At 61.9% G+C, this 20,860-nt stretch carries 21 protein-coding genes; 6 read left to right on the top strand and 15 right to left on the bottom strand.

Annotation, left to right across the window (positions count from 1 at the left end; translation table 11 throughout):
* Positions 1 to 110: 110 nt before the first annotated feature.
* From ACS3WA_RS07340 to ACS3WA_RS07330, 3 genes are all read left to right on the top strand, one after another.
* Positions 111 to 449 carry a P-II family nitrogen regulator gene (locus tag ACS3WA_RS07340; RefSeq protein WP_011510702.1) on the top strand — a complete coding sequence of 113 codons (339 nt, stop codon included), beginning with the start codon at positions 111 to 113 and terminating at the stop codon, positions 447 to 449.
* 104 nt (positions 450 to 553) lie between these two features.
* Positions 554 to 1,963 carry a type I glutamate--ammonia ligase gene (glnA, locus tag ACS3WA_RS07335; protein WP_438277871.1) on the top strand — a complete coding sequence of 470 codons (1,410 nt, stop codon included), beginning with the start codon at positions 554 to 556 and terminating at the stop codon, positions 1,961 to 1,963.
* A gap of 304 nt (positions 1,964 to 2,267) precedes the next feature.
* Positions 2,268 to 3,365 (top strand): AI-2E family transporter, encoded by a 1,098-nt coding sequence (locus tag ACS3WA_RS07330; protein WP_438278033.1) that lies wholly within the window; start codon positions 2,268 to 2,270, stop codon positions 3,363 to 3,365.
* Here ACS3WA_RS07330 and ACS3WA_RS07325 read toward each other — a convergent pair.
* The 4 genes from ACS3WA_RS07325 to ACS3WA_RS07310 form a co-directional block, all read right to left on the bottom strand.
* Positions 3,362 to 3,658 carry an antibiotic biosynthesis monooxygenase family protein gene (locus ACS3WA_RS07325; protein ID WP_438277870.1) on the bottom strand — a complete coding sequence of 99 codons (297 nt, stop codon included), beginning with the start codon at positions 3,656 to 3,658 and terminating at the stop codon, positions 3,362 to 3,364. The genes ACS3WA_RS07330 and ACS3WA_RS07325 overlap by 4 nt on opposite strands.
* 57 nt (positions 3,659 to 3,715) lie before the next feature.
* Complete coding sequence (locus ACS3WA_RS07320; RefSeq protein WP_438277869.1) at positions 3,716 to 3,937, bottom strand: hypothetical protein; 222 nt, start codon at positions 3,935 to 3,937, stop codon at positions 3,716 to 3,718.
* A gap of 200 nt (positions 3,938 to 4,137) precedes the next feature.
* Complete coding sequence (ldtR, locus tag ACS3WA_RS07315) at positions 4,138 to 4,653, bottom strand: transcriptional regulator LdtR (RefSeq protein ID WP_438276385.1); 516 nt, start codon at positions 4,651 to 4,653, stop codon at positions 4,138 to 4,140.
* Positions 4,654 to 5,044: 391 nt separating this feature from the next.
* Positions 5,045 to 5,509, bottom strand: a complete 465-nt coding sequence (locus ACS3WA_RS07310; protein WP_438277868.1) for a DUF6163 family protein — start codon at positions 5,507 to 5,509, stop codon at positions 5,045 to 5,047.
* Between the two features lie 164 nt (positions 5,510 to 5,673).
* Here ACS3WA_RS07310 and hemB point away from each other — a divergent pair, with 164 nt between their 5' ends.
* The 3 genes from hemB to ACS3WA_RS07295 all read left to right on the top strand — a co-directional run bounded on the left by hemB (position 5,674) and on the right by ACS3WA_RS07295 (position 8,271).
* The gene (hemB, locus tag ACS3WA_RS07305) at positions 5,674 to 6,738 is read left to right on the top strand and encodes a porphobilinogen synthase (RefSeq protein ID WP_438277867.1); all 1,065 of its coding nucleotides are present in this window, start codon (positions 5,674 to 5,676) and stop codon (positions 6,736 to 6,738) included.
* A gap of 127 nt (positions 6,739 to 6,865) precedes the next feature.
* The gene (locus tag ACS3WA_RS07300; protein WP_438277866.1) at positions 6,866 to 7,408 is read left to right on the top strand and encodes an RDD family protein; all 543 of its coding nucleotides are present in this window, start codon (positions 6,866 to 6,868) and stop codon (positions 7,406 to 7,408) included.
* An 80-nt stretch (positions 7,409 to 7,488) separates the two neighbouring features.
* A complete protein-coding gene (locus ACS3WA_RS07295; RefSeq protein ID WP_438277865.1) occupies positions 7,489 to 8,271 on the top strand; it encodes an arginyltransferase in 783 nt (260 codons plus the stop codon).
* 171 nt (positions 8,272 to 8,442) lie between these two features.
* On the opposite strand, the gene ACS3WA_RS07290 is transcribed toward ACS3WA_RS07295, so the two are convergent.
* From ACS3WA_RS07290 to ACS3WA_RS07240, 11 genes are all read right to left on the bottom strand, one after another.
* A complete protein-coding gene (locus tag ACS3WA_RS07290) occupies positions 8,443 to 9,831 on the bottom strand; it encodes an Nramp family divalent metal transporter (RefSeq protein ID WP_438277864.1) in 1,389 nt (462 codons plus the stop codon).
* 140 nt (positions 9,832 to 9,971) lie between these two features.
* On the bottom strand, positions 9,972 to 10,343 hold the full coding sequence (arsC, locus tag ACS3WA_RS07285) for an arsenate reductase (glutaredoxin) (RefSeq protein WP_438277863.1): 372 nt from the start codon (positions 10,341 to 10,343) through the stop codon (positions 9,972 to 9,974).
* A gap of 28 nt (positions 10,344 to 10,371) precedes the next feature.
* The gene (parC, locus tag ACS3WA_RS07280) at positions 10,372 to 12,621 is read right to left on the bottom strand and encodes a DNA topoisomerase IV subunit A (RefSeq protein ID WP_438277862.1); all 2,250 of its coding nucleotides are present in this window, start codon (positions 12,619 to 12,621) and stop codon (positions 10,372 to 10,374) included.
* Positions 12,622 to 12,728: 107 nt separating this feature from the next.
* Positions 12,729 to 13,475: a DNA repair protein RecO gene (gene recO / locus ACS3WA_RS07275; protein ID WP_438277861.1), complete on the bottom strand. Its 747-nt coding sequence runs from the start codon at positions 13,473 to 13,475 to the stop codon at positions 12,729 to 12,731.
* A 42-nt stretch (positions 13,476 to 13,517) separates the two neighbouring features.
* The gene (locus ACS3WA_RS07270) at positions 13,518 to 13,895 is read right to left on the bottom strand and encodes a hypothetical protein (RefSeq protein WP_438277860.1); all 378 of its coding nucleotides are present in this window, start codon (positions 13,893 to 13,895) and stop codon (positions 13,518 to 13,520) included.
* Positions 13,896 to 13,901: 6 nt separating this feature from the next.
* On the bottom strand, positions 13,902 to 14,813 hold the full coding sequence (era, locus tag ACS3WA_RS07265; RefSeq protein WP_438277859.1) for a GTPase Era: 912 nt from the start codon (positions 14,811 to 14,813) through the stop codon (positions 13,902 to 13,904).
* Positions 14,810 to 15,610, bottom strand: a complete 801-nt coding sequence (rnc, locus tag ACS3WA_RS07260; protein WP_438277858.1) for a ribonuclease III — start codon at positions 15,608 to 15,610, stop codon at positions 14,810 to 14,812. The genes era and rnc overlap by 4 nt, the downstream gene beginning before the upstream one ends.
* The gene (gene lepB / locus ACS3WA_RS07255; protein WP_438277857.1) at positions 15,607 to 16,365 is read right to left on the bottom strand and encodes a signal peptidase I; all 759 of its coding nucleotides are present in this window, start codon (positions 16,363 to 16,365) and stop codon (positions 15,607 to 15,609) included. Before lepB ends, rnc begins: the two co-directional genes overlap by 4 nt.
* Before the next feature lie 413 nt (positions 16,366 to 16,778).
* On the bottom strand, positions 16,779 to 17,198 hold the full coding sequence (gene acpS, locus ACS3WA_RS07250; protein ID WP_438277856.1) for a holo-ACP synthase: 420 nt from the start codon (positions 17,196 to 17,198) through the stop codon (positions 16,779 to 16,781).
* Entirely contained in the window at positions 17,195 to 17,965 is a 771-nt protein-coding gene (locus ACS3WA_RS07245; RefSeq protein ID WP_438277855.1) for a pyridoxine 5'-phosphate synthase, read from the bottom strand. Before ACS3WA_RS07245 ends, acpS begins: the two co-directional genes overlap by 4 nt.
* Before the next feature lie 259 nt (positions 17,966 to 18,224).
* On the bottom strand, positions 18,225 to 20,480 hold the full coding sequence (locus ACS3WA_RS07240; RefSeq protein WP_438277854.1) for a RelA/SpoT family protein: 2,256 nt from the start codon (positions 20,478 to 20,480) through the stop codon (positions 18,225 to 18,227).
* Positions 20,481 to 20,860 lie beyond the last annotated feature (380 nt).

The following is a 20,860-nucleotide window of genomic DNA, read 5'->3' as shown; positions in this document are numbered from 1 at the left end:
CGTCCCGCGACTTTTGTCCGTCCGAAAACCAGTGCATGACCGTGTTCAAGACAACAGCGTGAGCGTGCATCGGCCGCTGGCTGGAATTTGGAAGTGCCAGGAGACGTTCAGTGAAAAAAATCGAAGCCATCATCAAACCGTTCAAGCTCGACGAAGTAAAGGAAGCGCTTCAGGAGATCGGATTGCAAGGCATCACCGTGATCGAGGCAAAAGGCTTTGGGCGGCAGAAGGGACACGCCGAACTCTATCGCGGCGCGGAATATGTCGTGGACTTCCTGCCCAAGGTCAAAATCGAGATCGTGATCGGAGATGACCTGGTCGAAAAGGCCATCGACGCCATCAGGCGCGCCGCCCAGACGGGCCGCATCGGCGACGGCAAGATTTTCGTATCCAATATCGAGGAAGCCATTCGAATCCGAACGGGGGAATCCGGCCTCGACGCCATCTAGATCGTTTTGACAGTCACATCCGCACGGAGTCACCACCCACGGCCGCCTTGCGCCGTAAAATCGCAAAAACCAGCCACGAAGACCAGCAGAGACAAGGGGTATTTATGAAGACCGCCAGCGACGTCCTGAAAGCTATCAAGGACAACGACGTGAAGTACGTCGATCTGCGATTCACCGATCCGCGCGGCAAGTGGCAGCACGTCACCTTCGACGTCAGCATGATCGACGAAGATATTTTCACCGAGGGCACGATGTTCGACGGTTCGTCGATCGCCGGCTGGAAGGCGATCAACGAGTCCGACATGATGCTGATGCTCGATCCGACCACGGCTTCGATCGATCCGTTTTTCGCGGAAACGACGATGGTCATCACCTGCGACATTCTGGAGCCTTCCACCGGCGAGCCCTATAACCGCGACCCGCGCGGCATTGCCAAGAAGGCCGAGGCGATGGTGAAGTCGATGGGCGTCGGCGACACCGTGTATGTCGGTCCCGAAGCCGAGTTCTTCGTTTTCGACGACGTGCGTTTCTCGGCCGATCCGTACAACACCGGTTTCAAGCTGGATTCATCCGAACTGCCGACCAACTCGGCAACCGAATACGAAGGCGGCAACCTCGGCCACCGCATCCGCACCAAAGGCGGCTACTTCCCGGTTCCGCCACAGGACTCGGTACAGGACATGCGCTCGGAAATGCTCGGCGCCATGGCCAAGATGGGGGTCAAGGTCGAGAAGCATCATCACGAAGTGGCGTCGGCCCAGCACGAGCTCGGCATGAAGTTCGACACGCTGACCCACATGGCCGACCAGATGCAGATCTACAAGTATTGCATCCACCAGGTGGCGCATATCTACGGCAAGACCGCCACCTTCATGCCGAAGCCGATCTTCGGCGACAACGGCTCGGGCATGCACGTCCATCAGTCGATCTGGAAGGACGGCAAGCCGACCTTCGCCGGCAACAAGTACGCCGACCTGTCGGAGACCTGCCTGTACTACATCGGCGGCATCATCAGGCATGCCAAGGCGATCAACGCCTTCACCAACCCGTCGACCAACTCCTACAAGCGTCTGGTCCCGGGCTATGAAGCGCCGGTATTGCTCGCCTACTCCGCGCGCAACCGTTCGGCATCGTGCCGCATCCCCTACACAACCTCGCCGAAGGCCAAGCGCGTGGAGGTTCGCTTCCCCGACCCGATGGCCAATCCATACCTCGCCTTTGCGGCGATGCTGATGGCGGGCCTCGACGGCATCAAGAACAAGATCGATCCGGGCCCGGCGATGGACAAGGACCTCTACGACCTGCCGAAGGAAGAGCTGAAGCAGATTCCGACAGTGTGCGGCAGCCTGCGCGAAGCGCTGGAAAACCTCGACAAGGACCGCGCCTTCCTGAAGCATGGCGGCGTATTCGACGACGATTTCATCGACGCCTATATTGAGTTGAAAATGACCGACGTCATGCGTTTCGAAATGACGCCGCACCCGGTCGAGTTCGACATGTATTATTCGTATTGATCGCTTTTCGCTTCGGAACAATCAAAGACAGGCGCTCCTGACGGAGCGCCTTGTTCTTTGGCGCCACCCGTGCCTCAAACCTGTGGCGTTGCTGCCGGACCACAAGTAGCAGGATGGCCTCGCTCATTTCAGAAGGCGGTCCACTTATTGCCCGGCGTCACAGGCTCCAGCAGACTGGCGCTTGATTCCGTATGGCGTTTAACGGAACACTGCGGGCTCAGAACCGGAGGCGACCGTGACGGACCACACCACAGGCAAAGGGCAAACCCGCACCGATCTGGCGTGGGCGATCGCGACCGGCGGGATGGCCGTCGTCCTGTTCGCGGCGCTGCTGCTGCTCGCCTGGGAATTCGCGGCGACGCTCTTCCTGATCTTTGCCGGTGTGCTGCTTGGCGTTGCTCTCAACGCCATCACAAGTCTGCTCGGCCGCGTCATTCCCCTGCCTCATGCGTTGCGGCTGACGATCGTCTGCGTCGCGCTCGCCGCCGTCCTGGCGGGCGTCATGGTGCTCGGGGGAACGACGATCGCGCAGCAGACCGCCGTGCTGAGCAATACGATCAAATCCCAGCTCGTGACCGTCAAATCCTTCCTCGAGAAAAATGGCGTCGACACCAGCTACTTCAATTTGAGCGGTCTCAATTCGTCCGAATCCTCGAAAACGTCCGAGCCCTCGAGAATTCCCGGAACCGCGAAAACCGAGGAGACGCCTGCTGCAAATGTTCAGCACAACCTGCCGAGTGCCGGCACGCTTGCCTCAAGCGGCACCGCGATCGTCAGCCAGACGCTGAAGCTCGTCCTCGGCACCGTCAGCGCCGTCGGAAATTTCTTCATCGTGCTGTTCCTCGGCCTTTGCTTTGCCGCTCAGCCGGCCGTCTATCGCAAGGGCCTGCTCAGCCTGACGCCGGCCAAACATCGTGCGACCGCGGCGATTCTGGTCGACAGGATCGGCGATACGCTGGAGCGCTGGCTGATCGCCCAGATGGTCACCATGGCTGCGGTGTTCCTGGTGACCTGGATCGGCCTCGAGATCATCGGTATCCAGAGTTCCTTTATCCTCGGCATTCAGGCCGGTTTGCTCGCCTTCATTCCCACCATCGGCGCGCTGCTCGGCGGGTTGATCGTGGTGCTGGCGAGTCTGGCGTCAGGATGGGTGGCGGCCGCAAGCGCGTTCGTGCTATTTCTCGGCGTCCATGCGCTGGAGAGCTACGTGCTCACGCCGATCATCCAGCGTCAGGCGCTCGACATTCCGCCAGCGACGCTGTTCGCATTCCAGATCCTGCTCGGCATCGTCTTCGGCGTCTGGGGACTGGCGCTTGCCCTGCCCCTGCTCGCGATCGGTAAAGTCGTCATCGACTTCGCGCGCGCGGATGGCGAAAAGCACTCCGTCAAGGCGGCAAGCTAAAAGGTCGTAACCGTATTGGTGTGTTCCACCTCGGGAGGTGAAGCGAAGTGCGGCCCGACCAGCGCACGCCATTCGGTGAAATTCGCCGATTCCCGAAAGTCCACCACATGGTTCTCAAGCGTGTCCCACTTGATTACCAGACGGTAACGCGACGGCTTCTCGATGGAGCGGTGCAGTTCGAAACTTCTCCAGCCCTTGCAACGCTTGAAAATCGTCTGCGCCTGGTCGATCGCGGCCTCGAAATCCGCTTCGCTGCCCGGCTTGATGTCGATTTGCGCGATTTCGGTAATCATCTGAGGAGACCTTTTGTGCCTCCTCATCTGTACAGCAACCGACAGCAGCCGTGAAGATCAGGAATCGGCCTGAAACCGCGTGATGGCCTTGTTGGCCAGCTTGATGCGGTTATGTTCGCCGCCGTAATACAGCCCGACAATGATCTCAAGCAGCCGGTCGTTGGTCTCGATGCCGTCGCTGCTCAGAACGCCGCTCCTGCGCAGGTAGTTCGCTGCGATCGCGTAGGCCTCGCCCACGGCGTCGAAATTCAGGACTTGCACATCACGTTCGATCAGCATGATCGATCATTCCATTCTCAACTTCGGATCGACAACCTTGCAAACCGGCAAAGGTTCCTGATGACTCGAACAGCAAAACGCACCGGCGCCGGACGGACCGGGCCGATGCGTTCAGGTTGGGGGGAAGTCGTGTTTCTCAGGAGATCCGGAGAACGAGCGGCCGATCTTGCCGCCGGCTTCGCTCTGTTCCCGGAGAAAACTCAGAGCCGATACAAAATCTGATCGGTCCAGAAGCGCTCGAGACGATGCAGCGATTTGTTCAACGTCGCAAACTCCTCATTGGAGATGCCGCCGACCTGTTCGACGGTCTTGACGTGCTTCTGGTAGAGCGCGTCGACGATGCGGCGGATTTCCTGGCCCTGCGCGGTGAGGCGGATGCGCACCGAGCGGCGATCAACGCGCGAGCGTTGATGATCGAGGAAGCCCAACTCGACGAGCTTCTTCAGATTGTAGGAAACGTTTGAGCCGAGATAATAGCCGCGCGTGCGCAGTTCTCCGGCCGTCAGTTCCTTGTCGCCGATGTTATAGAGCAGAAGCGCTTGTACCGAATTGATGTCGGCACGACCGCGACGATCGAATTCATCCTTGATGACATCGAGCAGGCGGCGGTGCAGCCGCTCGACCAACGTCAATGCTTCGAGATAGAGCGACTGCACCGGCGCTTCGCCGGCGACCTGTTCCGCGGGCTCGTGAGCCTTCGCAACGGCTTTCATGATGACTTCCCCTGTTGTCGTTTATCGACTTATTCGACGAAACTTGTGTTCCGCCTGATAGCTGGACCTTAGGGGGGGGCGTTTGAATATCCGCTTAAATAAGACAATAAAGACATCATGAATTTAAGAGAGTGAATTGCTGATTAATCTCGTCAGATCAGGGGCTTCCGCAACCTTTCCTTGACGTTGCGGCCATGCTGTTCACGCTTCGTCTACGCCAACTGTCGCATTCAGGAACAGGACCGCTCAAATTCGAAATATCCTGTCAATATCCGTGGCCGCATCGTCAGAGTGACCGAATTCTTACCCGGAAAAAATCGCGGACAATTTGACGCAAGCCGTCAATCGGGATTCAGGAGCCGCCTTCAATGCCGGTTTCTGACCTCGCCTGTGGCTATGGCGGCCGTTCGCGCGCCGCCATCCAGGCCAGTCCCAGATAGGCGACAAGCATCGCCGTTTCGATGCCGACGACGGCCAGATTGCCGCCGTAGATCGCCGGGAACATCAGTTCGACCACGGCCATTGAGACAACGGTGGTGAGCCAGACGACAGCCCCCCATGGCGTCGCGAGCCACAGACCCACGGCGGCCACCAGCTCGATGACCGCGAAGTAGACCGTCGCCGCCTGCCAGGCCACCGTCTGATTTTCGAAGGCATTGTCTTCGCCGCCGATGAAACCGGTTACCTGGGCCCAATGATAGAGTCCCGCGGCAAGCGACAGCACCGCCATGATGCGGAGGAAGAGCACAAGCCGCCCGGTCCAGAGACTTTCTTCGGTTTCCACCCGGGTGGACGGAATCCCGCCCGCGGACATGGCATTGTTCCGCCGGGCCTGCTTGCGCGATGAGGTTTCAGACATCAGATGCTCGAAGCCGCGGGTGTGCGACGCCGATTCATGACTTTTTGAGACCACAAAATCAATTGCATTGCGTTGAGAACATGAGCGCGGTGACGAAGCCGGTTCCTGATGCTAGAATTGAAACAAAATCAAATTGGTTTCTGGTTTTCGGGAGTGTCGGCACCATGGCGATAAAATACGGGCGTCCCATTGAAATGCGGGATGGACCTCGCCGCGAGGCCGCCGCATCAGCTCCCCTGCCGCTCGATCTGGTGGCCCGGCTGCGCCGCAACCGAAAGGCGGAATGGGCCCGCCGCCTGATCCGTGAAAACGTCCTGACCACCGACGACCTGATCTGGCCTCTGTTCGTGGCTGATGGCATCGACGGGCGGACGCCTGTGCCTTCGATGCCCGGCGTCGACCGCCTCAGTGTGGACCAGTGCGTACGCGACGCCGAACGCGCGCTGAAGCTCAATATCCCCTGCATCGCGCTGTTCCCCTACACCGATCCCGCCTTGCGGGACGACAGCGGCAGCGAGGCCCTCAATACCAAGAACCTGGTGTGCAGGTCGGTCCGCGCGATCAAGCGGGAATTTCCGGACCTCGGCGTGCTCTGCGACGTGGCGCTCGACCCGTTCACCAGTCATGGCCATGACGGTTTGATCGAGGACGGCAGGATCCTCAACGACGAGACGGTCGCGGTGCTGGTCCGGCAGGCGCTGGTGCAGGCGGAAGCCGGATGCGATATCATTGCTCCATCGGACATGATGGACGGACGCGTGGGCGCGATTCGACGGGCGCTCGACGAGGCCGGCTTCGTCGACGTGCAGATCATGGCCTACGCCGCCAAATATGCGTCGGCGTTTTACGGCCCCTTCCGCGACGCCATCGGCTCTGCGAAGGCGCTCACCGGCGACAAGCGGACGTATCAGATGGACAGCGCCAACTCCGATGAGGCGCTGCGCGAGGTCGAACTCGACATCGCCGAGGGCGCCGACATGGTGCTGGTGAAGCCGGGCATGCCCTATCTCGACATCGTGCGGCGCGTGAAGGACACCTTCGGAGTGCCGACCTTCGCCTATCAGGTCTCGGGCGAGTACGCGATGATCGCCGCCGCCGCCGGCAACGGCTGGATCGACCGCGACCGGGCCATGATGGAAAGCCTCGTCGCCTTCAAACGCGCCGGCGCCGACGGCGTACTCACCTATTTCGCGCCCGCGGCAGCGGAGAGGCTCAACCAGAAGGGCTGACGAACCACTGCCCTCGGTCGCGATGATTGCCGTTCCTTAACGTTTGCGAGGCCTTGCAACTCCGGCGCCGCGTCGCCATTTCCGGGGACGGCAAGCAATGCCGTGGACGAGCCGTGGAGGATCTGTCATGGCCGACAATGGCTTCAACACTGCGCAGAGCGGCAACTCAGCCGAGTTCCGGCCTCATGCGTTCGACCCCTGGATGCAGCCCGAACTGTTTCGCGGCGTCCTGACGCGGCGCTTTTTTGCGTTCCTGATCGATCTCGTGGTGCTTTCGATACCCGTTATTTTCGGCGTGATTTTCATCGCGGTGTTCGGCGTCGTCACGCTCGGGCTTGGCTGGGTGCTGTTCTGGCTGGTGTCGCCGGCTACCGTGATCTGGGCTGTCGTCTATTACGGCTTTTCGCTGGGCGGCCCACATTCGGCGACCATCGGGATGCGGCTCATGGACCTGGAAATGCGCACCTGGTACGGCGATCCGAGCTATTTTCTGCTCGGCGCCATGCACGCGATCCTGTTCTGGTTCTCGATCTCGATCTTTTCGCCGCTCGTTCTTCTGGTTGGCCTCTTCAACGGACGCCGCCGGCTGCTGCATGACATGCTGCTGGGCACCGTGGTTATCAACAATTCGGTTCTCGGACCGGTTGCGGAGCCTCACCGAAGTTATTGATATCGCGGGAACCGGATTGACGGTCGGCTCCGAGAGCGCGATGCTCGGCGTGACCTGCTTCGGAGGCCTGCAAGACCGCCGTGACCCAACATTCGCGCGATACCCCGCAATTCTATCTGACGGCTCCTTCGCCGTGCCCGTATCTGCCCGATCGCAGCGAACGCAAGGTCTTCACGCATCTTGTCGGCGAGAAGGCCGGCGACCTCAACGACCTGCTGACCCATGGCGGGTTCCGCCGCAGTCAGTCGATCGCCTACCGTCCGGCCTGCGACCAGTGTCGCGCCTGCGTTTCGGTACGGGTGATCGCCCACGAATTTCGGCCTTCGCGCAAATTCCGCAAGGTGAAGGCGCGCAACGCCGACATCGTCGGCACCATGCGGGCCGCGGTGCCGACGTCGGAGCAATATTCGATATTTCGCGCCTATCTCGACCAGCGTCACCGCCACGGCGGCATGGCCGATATGACCGTGCTCGATTACGCGATGATGGTGGAAGACAGCCATGTCGAAACCCGCATCATCGAGTATCGCAAGCGCGACCTCGACAACGGCATCGACAAACGCGGCGATCTGGTGGCGGTGGCGCTCACCGATGTTCTCAGCGACGGGCTCTCGATGGTCTATTCGTTTTTCGAGCCGTCGGAGCAGAGCCGATCGCTCGGCACCTTCATGATCCTCGATCATATCTCCCGCGCGCGGCAACTCGGCCTTCCCTATGTGTACCTCGGCTACTGGATCGATGGGTCACGGAAGATGGATTACAAGGGCCGCTTCCTTCCGCAGCAGCGCCTTGCGCCAACGGGCTGGTTGCGCGCCGATGGGGAGAGCGAAAACGCAGCGCGAAACGCGGGACTGAACACCTAGAGCGTTTCACATATTGATGGAAATGCAGTCACTTGACGTCATTGCGAGCGAAGCGAAGCAATCCAGCCTTCTTGCGAAGCTTTCTGGATTGCTTCGGCGCGCTGCGCCTCGCAATGACGGCGCTTGATTCCATGTAACGATGAATGGCTATGGACCAGATCCGCAACCGCTCTAACCGGTGATCGTGTCGAACAGCAGTTTCACGTTCAGGATCACGATGACACCCGCGACAATCCAGGCCGCCGCCGCCCATGCGCGGGAAATCGCGAACTCGCCCATCTTGCGCCGGTCCGAGACGAAGCGGACCAGCGGGATTACCGCGAACGGCAACTGCATCGACAGGACGACCTGACTGAGAACGAGAAGCTGCGCGGTGCCGCGCTCGCCGTAGATGGCCGTGACGGCGATCACGGGTATGATCGCGATGCCGCGGGTGACGAGCCGCCGCGCCCACATCGGCATCCGCAGGCGCAGAAAGCCTTCCATCACGATCTGGCCCGCGAGCGTGGCCGTCACCGTGGAGTTGATGCCCGATGCGAGCAGCGCGACTGCGAGCAGCGTCGATGCGATGCTGAGACCCAATAGCGGCGACAGCAGCCTGTAGGCATCGCCGATTTCGGCCACCTCGGTATGGCCGCTGCCGTGAAACACCGCGGCGGCCACGATCAGGATGGCCGCGTTGACGAACAGGGCCAGCATCAGCGCCAGCGTGCTGTCGGCGGTTGCCCACCGGATCGCGGTCCGCCGCCCCTCCTCGTTGCGCGGATAGGCGCGCGTCTGCACGATCGATGAATGCAGATAGAGGTTATGCGGCATGACCGTCGCGCCGATGATGCCGATGGCGATGTAAAGCATTGCCGGGTTGGTGACGATCTCGCGCGACGGCGCGAAGCCGCCCAGAATCTCGGCGACCGGCGGCGCGGCGGCAACGACCTGGATCGCAAAACAACTCGCGATCACGATCAGCAACACGACCACAAAGGCCTCGAGGAAACGGAAGCTCCTGTTCATCAAGAGCAACAGCAGGAAGGCATCGAGCGCGGCAATCAGTGCGCCGCCGATCAGCGGAATGCCGAACAGCAACTGCAGCGCAATCGCCGTGCCGATCACTTCGGCCAGATCGCAGGCGATAATCGCGGCCTCGCAGACCAGCCAGAGCATGAAATTGACCGGGCGCGAATAGGTGTCGCGGCAGGCTTGCGCGAGATCGCGATCGGCAGCGATGCCAAGCCGCGCGGCCAGCGCCTGCAACAGGATCGCCATGAGGTTCGACAACAGGATGACCGACAGCAGCGTGTAGCCGAACTGCGAGCCGCCCGCGATATCGGTGGCCCAGTTGCCGGGGTCCATGTACCCCACCGAGACCATGTAGCCCGGACCCGCGAAAGCCAGCAGGCGGCGCACCCAGTGCCCGGTCGATGGCACCCGCACCGTCGCATGGACCTCCTCCAGGCTTGGGCGGGCGGGCGCTTCCGAACGCCAGCCGGCCTTATCCGGAAGGGGTCTCTGCGACGGCTCCGGCGCCGGTTCGGGCGACAAAGCAGGTGTTTTTACATCCATCCGCTGCAATATGGGTCAAACCATCCTTTATTGCAACTCATTTGCAAATGCATCTAGTGACTGATGCGCGCAGGCCCGCGACGCTCGCCCACGCGGCGGTCGGCCGTAGACATCGCGATCCGGGTGCGCCCAGACACCACTTATTTGCGGGAAGCGGCGGGGGAATCGAGCAGTTCGAGCACCGTCTCGGACGGACGGCATATCCGCGCGCCCTTCGGCGTTTCCACGATCGGGCGCTGAATCAGGATCGGGTGCGCCAGCATGAAATCGAGAATCTGGTCGTCATTCCATTTGGGATTGCCGAGATCCAGTTCGGCGTACGGCGTTCCTTTCTCCCGCAGCAGCGCGCGGATCGGAACACCCATAGCGTCAGCCAGCGCGCGAAGCCGCGCGCGATCCGGCGGATGCTTGAGGTATTCGACGATGACAGGCTCCTCGCCGCTCTGCCGGATCATCGCCAGCGTATTGCGAGACGTGCTGCACGACGGGTTGTGATAGATCGTGACTGTCATGGTCATCCGCTCGGTTTGATGCGCGATGTCATATGGCTCGGCCGAACTTGTTCGACTTCGGCAGGCCGTGCGCGAGGCGGCCGGCGTCGGCGCGGTTGCCACGCCAGTCGGACAAGTCCTTCCAGCTCAGGCCCTGCTCGCGACCCGCGGAATCCTTCCACGTCAGTCCGGCTTTTGAATCGAAAACAGTGACGTCCGACAGACCCGCGCCCTTGTACTTCTGCAGCCGCACGCCGCGGCCGCGCGCCATCTCCGGCACCTGGTCGAGCGGAAAGACGACCATCTTGTGGTTGGTGCCGATGACCGCGACCTGATCGCCTGCGACCGTCGTGATCGCCTTCGCCTCGTTCGGCATTTCGACGTTGAGCACCTGCTTGCCCTTGCGCGTGGTGCCGACGCAATCGTCCTCGTTGACGACGAACCCCTGCCCCTCGTGGCTCGCGATGAGGAACTTGCGGCCGCCGGTGTTGACGAACAGGGACACGATCGCCGCATCCTGTTCCAGATCGATGAACAGCCGGATCGGCTCGCCATGACCGCGCCCGCCCGGCAGTTTTGCGACATCGAGCGAATAGAATCTGCCGTTGGTGGCGAACAGCAACAGCTTGGACGTGGTCTCGGCGAAGAACGCAAAGCCCAGCTTGTCGTCGGTCTTGAACGACAAACTCGACAGGTCCTCGACGTGGCCCTTCAGCGTCCGCACCCAACCCTTGTCGGAGACGACAACGGTGACCGGCTCGCGCTCGACCAGCGACTCTTCCAGCGCGGCAAGATCGTGTTCCGGCGCGTCGGCGAAGACGGTGCGGCGCTTGCCGAGCGGCGTCTTGGGTCCGAACATGTCGCGCACGGTGCGAACTTGCTCGCCGACCTTGGCCCATTGCTCGGTTTCCGAGCCGAGGATCTTGTTGATTCCTTTCAGTTCGTTGCGAAGGTTCTTGTCCTCGGTGCGGATTTCCATTTCCTCGAGCTTGCGCAAGGAGCGCAGGCGCATGTTGAGAATGGCGTCGGCCTGTATCTCGGTCAGCTTGAACGCCTTCATCAAGGCCGGCTTCGGCTCGTCCTCGGTGCGGATGATCTTGATGACCTTGTCGATGTTCAGGTACGCGATCAGATAGCCACCGAGCACCTCCAGCCGGTGCTCGATCTCCGCCTTGCGATAGGCGGAGCGCCGCAACAGCACATCCCGCAAATGGTCGAGCCATTCGCGAAGACATTCAGCAAGGCCGACAACCTTCGGAATCTTGCCCTTGATGAGAACGTTGAGGTTGAGCGAAATCCGGCTTTCAAGCTCCGTGAGCCTGAACAGCGATTCCATCACCAGCTCGGGGTCGACGTTGCGCGACTTCGGCTCGATCACGACGCGGATGTCTTCGGCCGACTCGTCCCTGATGTCGCCGACCAGCGGCAGCTTCTTCTCGTTGAGCAGTTCGGCGATCTTCTCGATCAGCCGCGACTTCTGCACCAGCCACGGGATTTCGGTGACCACGATGACCCAGGTGCCGCGCGCTCCCTCCTCGCGGTGCCACTTGGCGCGGGTGCGGAAGCCGCCACGTCCGGTGGCGTAGGCCTCCGCGATGCTTTCCTTGGAGTCGATGATGATGCCGCCGGTCGGAAAGTCCGGCCCCTTGACCCAGCGCAGCAGCGACTTCGACTTCGCGTCCGGCTTGTCGATGAGATGCAGCGCGGCGTCACAGAGTTCGGCGGCGTTGTGCGGCGGAATCGCCGTCGCCATGCCGACCGCAATGCCCTGCGCGCCATTGGCGAGCAGATTCGGAAAACCGCCCGGCAACACCACCGGCTCACGGCTCTGGCCGTCGTAGTTGGGGCGGAACTCGACGGCGTCCTCGTCGATACCGTCGAGCAGCAGCCGCGCCACGTCGGTCATGCGCGCTTCGGTGTAGCGATAGGCGGCGGGATTATCGCCGTCGATATTACCGAAGTTGCCCTGACCGTCGACCAGCGGATAACGCGAGGCGAAATCCTGCGCGAGCCGGACCATGGCGTCGTAGATCGCCTGATCGCCGTGCGGATGGAACGAGCCCATCACGTCGCCGACGATCTTGGCGGATTTCTTGAAAGCCGATCCGGGATCGAGCCGCAGCAACCGCATGCCGTAAAGGATGCGGCGATGCACCGGCTTGAGGCCATCGCGCGCGTCAGGCAGCGCGCGGTGCATAATGGTGGACAGCGCATAGGCGAGATAGCGCTCTTCCAGCGCATCCCGCAGTTGCACATCGTGAATTTCGGCGGGCTCCGCCGGAATCAATCGTTTTCCCATGCAGACGGGTTAACGCCTGCGGGGTGCGGCGACAAGGCGCGAATCATCCCCGTGGGTGGTCCCGGCGAATGTCGCGACAACTCGCGGAAAGCGGATCGCGTCATCCTTCAAACGGCCGCCCGGGCGCCCCGCCGCAACACCGCGTTGATGAACCCCGCTCTGGCATCCGAATGCCTCTGCCCGCGCGGTTCCAAAACGTTGCGCAACAGGAAGCGACCGGTCAGTTCGAACCCGTCCCGCACATCCTGTTCGGACCAGCCCTGCCCAACACTGTCATCCTCGCGCAAGAACGATGGCAGCCGCAAAAGCCGGTCGCGCCACGGCTCGCCGGCCTGCCGCGACACCGCCCCACCCGATTTCGGCGAAACATAAACGAGGTCGGTGGTGGCACCGCTCGCCGCGCAGACCGACAGATCGAGACCGAAGCCAAGTTCGGACAGCATCGCCAGTTCGAACCGGATCAGATGGATCGCTGCCTCACCCGCCGTGTCAAAGTCGTCCAGCGTCCGCTCCAGCATCTCAAAAATATCCGCATGCGGATCGCGCTCGGGCAGCAGCCGCGCCAGCGCCGCCAGATGGGTCACGCCATAGGCCGCATGGGACGCCGCGAGCAGGGTCGCCGCGCGCATCCGCGTGGCCTCCAGCGCGTAAGTGCCGAGATGGTCATCGAGCCGCGCACGCCACAGCGCACTGACGGAATTTCCGGGCTGCAGCAGCGGACGCATCCGCGATCCGGCGCCGCCGCGCACAAGGCCGAGATGGCGGCCATGGGCGCGCGTCAGAAGCTCGACGATGGCTGAGGATTCGCCATGCCGCCGCACGCCGAGCACGATGCCATCGTCGGTCCATTCCATGGCGTCAGCCTATACTATCGCGCGGCGTTTCGCAGCCGCCGATCAGACGGAGTCGAACCAGTCCTTCGCGTCGTCCGTGAATGAGAAATACATTCCGGCTCCGGCCAAGACGGTCGAAAACAGATCGATGCCTGAGGACAGCGTCAACCCGCGGGTCAGTGAATCGAACAGCGAAAGCACCGAAAGCGCGAGCGCCGCCACCAATGTCCATCGCGCCCAGTTCTTCCGGTACCGCGCGGCGAGCCAGACCAGAAGCAGGAAAAACACGAACACGAGAACGACAAACATATCGCCGCCTGAGTCCGCGGCATCGCCACCGTATGGCGGCGCGCGTTCCACGAACGCAGCCGACAACGTATCGATCAGAAGCGACAGATACAGCAGGACTTCAAACCGCAGTACGTTTCTCGGGATGATCATGGCACCCTACGACTTTGGAAATTCCAGTCCCATTTCGCGATAACGGTTCGGATCGTCACCCCAGTTCTCGCGCACCTTCACAAACAGGAACAGGTGCACCGGCTGGCCCAGAATTTCGGCGATCTCCTTGCGGGAGGCGGCGCCGATCGCCTTGATGGTCGCGCCACCCTTGCCGAGCACGATCTTACGCTGGCTGTCGCGTTCCACAAAGATGGTCTGTTCGATGCGAACCGATTTGTCGCTGCGCTCAGTCCAGGTGTCGGTTTCGACCGTCGATTGATACGGCAATTCCTGATGCAGATGACGATAGATTTTCTCGCGCGTGATCTCGGCAGCGAGATGACGCAGCGGCGCGTCCGACATCTGGTCTTCCGGATAATGAAACGGTCCCTCCGGCACGCGTGCTGCGAGAGCGCGGCGGAGATCGTCAACGCCGTCGCCGGACAGCGCGGAGATCATGAACGTATCCTCGAAGGCAAGGCGCGCATTGGCCGCGCCTGCAAGTGCCAGCAGCTTGTCGCGGGGCACGAGATCGATCTTGTTCAGCACGAGAATTTTCGGATGCGCCACACTTGCGAGTTTCGTCAGGATGGCGTCGGCCTCGTCATCGATCCCGGCGCGCGCATCGAGCAGCACGCAGACGAGATCGGCGTCGTGGGCGCCGCTCCAGGCGGTCGAGACCATGGCGCGGTCGAGCCGGCGCTTCGGCGTGAAGATGCCGGGCGTATCCACCAGAATGATCTGGGCGTTGTTCTCCACAACGATGCCGCGGATGAGCGCACGGGTGGTCTGCACCTTGCGCGAGACGATCGTGACTTTCGAGCCGACCAGCGCATTGACCAGGGTGGACTTGCCGACATTGGGCGCCCCGATCAACGCGACGAAACCGCATCGGGTCGCCGCACCGGCCTCGCTCACTTGACACCTTCACGGGCAATCATCGCCGATGCCGCAGCCTTTTCCGCCGCGCGCTTGCTGCCGCCGACGCCCTCGGACGCTTCCAGCCCCGGCAACTCCACCGCGACGCGGAAGCGCGGGTCGTGATGCGGCCCGGTGCGCTCCACTTCGCGATAAACCGGCGTCGGCAGTCCCTGGCCCTGCGCCCACTCCTGCAGCACGGTCTTCGGATCCCGCAGCGGCCGCACCGGCTTGCGCATCCGCTCCAGCCAGTTGCGCTCGACGAAGGCAGCCGCGGCCGCATAGCCGCCATCGAGATAGACCGCGCCGATCACCGCCTCGCAGATATCGCCGAGCACGGACCGGCGCAACCGCGCGCCGGCGCCGGCGCCGACCGCGCCGAGCTTGATGCCCTCGAGCAGATCGAGCGACTTGGCGACGTCGATACAGGTCTCCTTGCGCACGAGATCGGCAAGCCGTTTCGACAGTTCGCCCTCGTCCGCCTTGGGAAAGGCGCGATAGAGCATGTCGGAGACCACCAGGCCGAGCACATGATCGCCGAGGAATTCGAGACGCTGATAACTGTCGGCGCGCCCGCGCGAGGACTTCAGCGCCGAGACATGGGTGAAGGCCGTGGCCAGCAGCGAAACATCTGTGAACTGGTGACCCAGCCGCTGCTCGATCGCGGCCATGATCGCCTTGGTGCTGGTCCGCGCCCGTTTCTTCTTCGGCGCAGGCGCCGCGGGCTCCGTGCCGGACAGCACGGCTACGTTGTCGGAACTCGGCACTGGCTTGATGTCAGCCGATTCGTCGATCATCGCACGATGGAGAAGATTCGCTTCCACCGCACTGCGGTGGGCCAGCGCCAGATCTGCCAGGCGTGCTCGCCCTCCTCGATCGAGAAGAAGATCATCTGCGCCCGTCCGACCAGGTTTTCAAACGGCACATAGCCGACAGCGGAGAGCACGCGGCTGTCGGTGGAATTGTCGCGGTTGTCGCCCATCATGAAGAAATGACCGGGCGGCACCGTGTAGACGCTGGTGTTATCGTAGAAGCCGTTGTCGACGCAATCGAGCGTCTTGTAGGTGACCCCGTTCGGCAGCCTTTCCTGCCATTGCTTGACCCGCGCGGTCGCGTCGGAGCCGCAAGGGTCCTCCCCGACGAAATCGGGCAGCCGCTCGCGCTGCACGGGCGTGTCGTTGATATAAAGCAGCCCCTCCTTCATCTGGATGCGGTCGCCCGGCAGCCCGATGACTCGCTTGATATAGTCGGTCGTATTGTCCTTCGGCAGACGAAACACCACGACGTCGCCGCGGTTCGGTTCGGAGCCGAAAATGCGCCCGGAAAACAGCGGCGGCGAGAACGGAATGGAAAAGCGACTGTAGCCATAGGAGTACTTCGAAACGAACAGGTAGTCGCCGACCAGCAGCGTCGCCTTCATCGATCCCGAGGGAATATTGAATGGCTGAAACAGGAAGGTCCGGATCACCAGCGCGATGATGAGAGCATGGATAACGACACGGACGGTCTCGCCGACGCCGCTTTCAGTTTTGGTTCGGGATGTCACGCTCATCGCTTCCTATATCCGTCCCTGCCGCCTGAAGCGGCGGCAAAAGCGTCCGAGGCGAAGCGTATCCGTTCCGCACAAAACGCTGTCATTCTGTTGTCTGGACGAATCTGCGCGCACCCCGCCACGATTCGTACTGAATTCACCTAGCGTCCCGATCCTGCAGTTCGCACGTTCCTTGCAGCATCCTTGATGCGATCTTTGGAATCAAAGGAACACTAGCAACTTTTATGATTTCCGGTGTGGTTTGAGGTTCAGAAGTTCGCGACCCGCCGAAGTATCACACCAGCCCGAAGCACCCCCGGCTTTTTAGACCGTTGTTTGCGGCTGTGCAATCGACCGCGCCACAAGAATTCTGTAACATATTGATATAACGTTATTTTTTGTTCTGACGCAACGTGAGGGTCGAAAACCGGGAATCAAAATCTGCCCGGCGCGACAGCCGAAATTATGACGAAGGCCTGAGCTACCGGCCAATCGTCGGTGAGACTGAGGTCGATCCGCGCCTCGAGGCCCTGCGGCGTCAGCATCTGCAACTGCTTCAGCGCCCCGCCGGTGAGCGTCATGGTGGGCCGACCTGCCGGCAGATTGACGACCCCCATATCCCGCCACCATACGCCACGCCGGATTCCGGTCCCGAGCGCCTTGGAGCACGCCTCCTTCGCGGCGAACCGTTTTGCGTAAGTCGCTACCACCATCTTTTCATTATTGGCGCGGCGCTCGGCCTTTGCCCTTTCGGCGTCCGTGAAGATACGATCGAGAAACCTGTCACCGTGCCGCTCGATAACCTTCGCCACCCGGCGGATGTCGACCAGGTCGGAGCCGATGCCGATGATCATGCGGGGGGCGCCTTCAGCCTGGCACGGCCGCGATCCATGGCCGCGCGCATCATGCGCACGGTTTCAGCGATGCCGACGAGCAGCGCCTCCCCCATCATGAAGTAGCCGATGTTCAGTTCGACGATCTCGGGCAACGCCGCGATGGTCTCCGCCGTGGCATAATCGAGACCGTGCCCAGCGTGAACCTCGAGGCCAGCCGCCTTGGCCAATGCGGCCCCTTCGACGATGCGCCGCCATTCGGCATCCGCCTTTTCCTTGTGACCGTCGACCACGGCATCGCACCAGCCGCCGGTGTGAATCTCGATGGCCGGCGCGCGCAGTTGCGCCGCCGTCTCGATCTGCTGCGGATCGGCGGAAATGAACAGCGACACGCGGATGCCGGCGTCGTTGAATTTCGCGATGAACGGCGCCAGCGTGTCGCGCTGACCGACCAGATCGAGCCCGCCTTCCGTGGTCAGTTCCTCGCGTCGCTCCGGCACGAGGCAGACCGCATGCGGCCTGGTGGCCAATGCGATTCGTTGCATCTCGGCCGTCGCAGCCATTTCGAAATTCAGCGGTTTTGAAATTTCGGCCTTCAGCCGCGCCATATCGGTATCGCGAATGTGGCGCCGATCCTCACGCAGATGCGCGGTGATGCCGTCGACGCCCGCCTCGATCGCCGCAAGCGCGATGCGGACCGGATCAGGCCGCGCGCTGCCCCGCGCGTTGCGCAGGGTGGCGACGTGATCGACATTGAGTCCGAGACGGATCGCGCGAGGATGAAGCATGGAAACAGACCGCCGTTTGTCACGCCCGGACTTGATGCGGACGCAGATTTCTTTCGGGTAAACAGGTTGCCGGCTCGTACCCGGCCATGACACGCCTGGTTGAGGGAATTCGACAATCGCTATTCCCTTTGCAGCAAACCCGGCAAGCGAATGTCAAACTCAAACTCCTCCACTGGAAACTAACGGTTACCAGGGTCCTTTAATTCCAGCATCAGCAAGAACTCCTGCCGCAACGGGATGCGATGTTGGAATCGGATCACTAGCCATTGACCCGCTCGATGCGCGCCACGACGTCCTTGGCGCGCAACTGGGCGATGATGGCGCTGAGATGCTTGAGGTCGTAGACCTCGAGGTCGATGGTCATTTCGGTGAAGTCGTCCGAACGCCTGCTCATGCTGATATTGTCGATGTTGCCGTCGTGCTCGGCAATCACGGTCGCAACCTGCGCGAGGCTGCCGGGCTCGTTAAGGCTGTCAAGCACGATCCGCGCCGGAAACCGCTGCAGCGTGGTGTCGTCGACGTCCCAGCGAACATCGAGCCAGCGCTCGGGCTCTTCCTCGAAATCCTTCAGCGCCGGGGACTGGATCGGATAGATCGTGATGCCCTCGCCCGGCGTGACGATGCCGACGATGCGGTCGCCGGGCACCGCGCCGCCGTTGGGCGCAAACTTGACCGGCAAATTCGAATTGATACCGCCGATCGGGATCGCCAGCGGGCTGCGGGCAGGATCCGGCGGCGATTTCAGTTTCAGCTTCTCCGCCAGGCTCTTCTTGACGCCGAAACGGCCCGACCGCTCTTCCTTGTAGTCCGGATACATCGCGCGTGCGACATCGGAGGCGCGCATTTCGCCGCGACCGACCGAAGCCATCACATCGTCGATCGTCGTGCGCGCCAGTCGCGGCAACGCACCTGTGAGCTTGTCGTCGGCGTATTCGATCTTGGCGCGAATGAACAGGCGCTCCACGATCCGCCTGCCAAGGCTGACATACTGGCCGCGCACGGCCGCCCGGGTGGCGCGCCGGATCGCGGCCCGCGCCTTGCCTGTGATGGCAAGCGATTCCCAGGCGGAGGGCGGCGCGGCCTGGGCGGCGGAGGTCAGGACTTCGACCTCGTCGCCGTTCTGCAACTGCGACGTCAGCGGCGCGAACTTGCCGTTGATCTTGCAACCGACCGTGCTGTTGCCGACATCGGTGTGCACGGCGTAAGCAAAGTCGATGACATTGGCGTGCCGCGGCAGCGCGATCAGCTTCCCCTTCGGGGTGAAGCAGAACACCTGGTCGTGAAACAGCTCCAGCTTGGTGTGCTCAAGAAACTCTTCCGGATTGATGCTCTCCGACAGCATCTCGATGGTGTGGCGCAGCCACGCAAAAGCATTGGACTCGCGGTTGAGTAGCTCGGTCGGCGAACCCGCCCTGTCCTTGTAAAAGGCATGCGCGGCGATGCCGAATTCGGCGATACGGTCCATATGCGCGGTGCGCAACTGCAATTCGACGCGCTGGTTGCCCGGTCCGATCACGGTGGTGTGAATCGAGCGATAGTCGTTCTGCTTCGGCGTCGAAATGTAGTCCTTGAAGCGCCCGGGCACGACCGGCCACGTCGTATGGACCACGCCGAGCGCGCGATAGCAGGCTTCGACATCGGGCATCACGACGCGGAATCCGAAAATGTCCGAAAGCTGCTCGAAGCCGACCGATTTTCTTTCCATCTTGGTCCAGATCGAAAACGGCTGCTTGCGACGGCCGCTCACCCGCGCGGTGATGCCCTTGTTCGCAAGACTGGTCGTAAGCTGGCTCTCGATCTCGCCGATCAAATTGCGGTTCCGCTCGGCCAGCGCGTCGAGACGCTGGGCGACCACGGCGTGGGCCTCCGGGTCGAGGGTGCGGAACGCCAGATCCTCCAGCTCCTCGCGCATTTCCTGCATGCCCATGCGGCCAGCCAGCGGCGCGTAGATGTCGAGGGTCTCCTCGGCGATGCGCTGACGTGACGCGGGCGCCACGAATTCCAGGGTGCGCATGTTATGCAGACGGTCGGCGAGCTTGATCAGCAGCACGCGGACATCTTCGGCGATCGCCAGCAGCAGCTTGCGCAGGTTTTCGGCCTGCTTGGCCTCGCGCGAGACCAGCTCCAGCCGTTTCAGCTTGGTCAGGCCCTCGACCAGCGCGCCGATCTCGTGACCGAACATGTTGTCGATCTCGGCCCGGGTAGCCTCGGTGTCCTCGATGGTGTCGTGCAGCAGCGCCGCGACGATGGTGGCATCGTCGAGCTTGAGGCCGGTCAGGATGGCGGCGACCTCGAGCGGATGGGAGAAATACGGATCGCCGGATGCCCGCGTCTGCTCGCCGTGGGCCTTCATGGCATAGACATAGGCTCGATTCAGCAGATCCTCATCGGTGTCCGGATTGTAGGAGCGAACGCGCTCGACCAGATCATACTGGCGCATCATCCGCGGGCGCGGCGGCCTCGTCGGGGCGACCGGCGTCGGCGCCACTCCGACCGAATCGGTCGCAGTCTGCATCTGCCCCTTTCTGCGAGGCCAACTCGCCATCGAACTCAACGCCTTCATCACACAGGAACCGTCCGCTTGCCTCCAATATCTATCCTAGATTGTTCCGACTGAAAGTCGAATTCGAACTTTTGCCGCACGCGGTTGTGGTTATCGGAGCAAAGGAGGGTCCATCCCGGACGGCCCCCCGCCTCCGCGGCACTCGTTCCGCCCGTTGGCGCCCGCTGAAACCCCGCGCAAATGCCAGAATCGGATCATGAACCTTCTGATAGAATCAGAAGCGAGGTTCTATGTCTTGACACGTTCTCTTGACGCGAACCGGTATCGCTTCTTCTTGACGCCCACCGGCATCCCTTCACCCGAAACGCCCTAAAACGCAAAAGCCCGGACCA

Origin of the sequence: Nitrobacter sp., assembly GCF_051535235.1 — a bacterium.
Classification (GTDB): Bacteria; Pseudomonadota; Alphaproteobacteria; order Rhizobiales; family Xanthobacteraceae; genus Nitrobacter.
This window is presented reverse-complemented; position numbering and strand designations above follow the sequence as displayed.

Coding starts and splice junctions, on each gene's coding strand:
- glnA (WP_438277871.1), top strand. CDS start 554: ATGAAGACCGCCAGCGACGTCCTGAAAGCTATCAAGGACAACGACGTG.
- ACS3WA_RS07330 (WP_438278033.1), top strand. CDS start 2,268: ATGGCCGTCGTCCTGTTCGCGGCGCTGCTGCTGCTCGCCTGGGAATTC.
- ACS3WA_RS07245 (WP_438277855.1), bottom strand. CDS start 17,965: ATGCTTCATCCTCGCGCGATCCGTCTCGGACTCAATGTCGATCACGTC.
- ACS3WA_RS07300 (WP_438277866.1), top strand. CDS start 6,866: ATGGCCGACAATGGCTTCAACACTGCGCAGAGCGGCAACTCAGCCGAG.
- arsC (WP_438277863.1), bottom strand. CDS start 10,343: ATGACAGTCACGATCTATCACAACCCGTCGTGCAGCACGTCTCGCAAT.
- ACS3WA_RS07325 (WP_438277870.1), bottom strand. CDS start 3,658: ATGATTACCGAAATCGCGCAAATCGACATCAAGCCGGGCAGCGAAGCG.
- ACS3WA_RS07290 (WP_438277864.1), bottom strand. CDS start 9,831: ATGGATGTAAAAACACCTGCTTTGTCGCCCGAACCGGCGCCGGAGCCG.
- parC (WP_438277862.1), bottom strand. CDS start 12,621: ATGGGAAAACGATTGATTCCGGCGGAGCCCGCCGAAATTCACGATGTG.
- ACS3WA_RS07320 (WP_438277869.1), bottom strand. CDS start 3,937: ATGCTGATCGAACGTGATGTGCAAGTCCTGAATTTCGACGCCGTGGGC.
- ACS3WA_RS07270 (WP_438277860.1), bottom strand. CDS start 13,895: ATGATCATCCCGAGAAACGTACTGCGGTTTGAAGTCCTGCTGTATCTG.
- ACS3WA_RS07240 (WP_438277854.1), bottom strand. CDS start 20,480: ATGCAGACTGCGACCGATTCGGTCGGAGTGGCGCCGACGCCGGTCGCC.
- acpS (WP_438277856.1), bottom strand. CDS start 17,198: ATGATCATCGGCATCGGCTCCGACCTGGTCGACATCCGCCGGGTGGCG.
- hemB (WP_438277867.1), top strand. CDS start 5,674: ATGGCGATAAAATACGGGCGTCCCATTGAAATGCGGGATGGACCTCGC.
- lepB (WP_438277857.1), bottom strand. CDS start 16,365: ATGAGCGTGACATCCCGAACCAAAACTGAAAGCGGCGTCGGCGAGACC.
- ACS3WA_RS07310 (WP_438277868.1), bottom strand. CDS start 5,509: ATGTCTGAAACCTCATCGCGCAAGCAGGCCCGGCGGAACAATGCCATG.
- recO (WP_438277861.1), bottom strand. CDS start 13,475: ATGGAATGGACCGACGATGGCATCGTGCTCGGCGTGCGGCGGCATGGC.
- rnc (WP_438277858.1), bottom strand. CDS start 15,610: ATGATCGACGAATCGGCTGACATCAAGCCAGTGCCGAGTTCCGACAAC.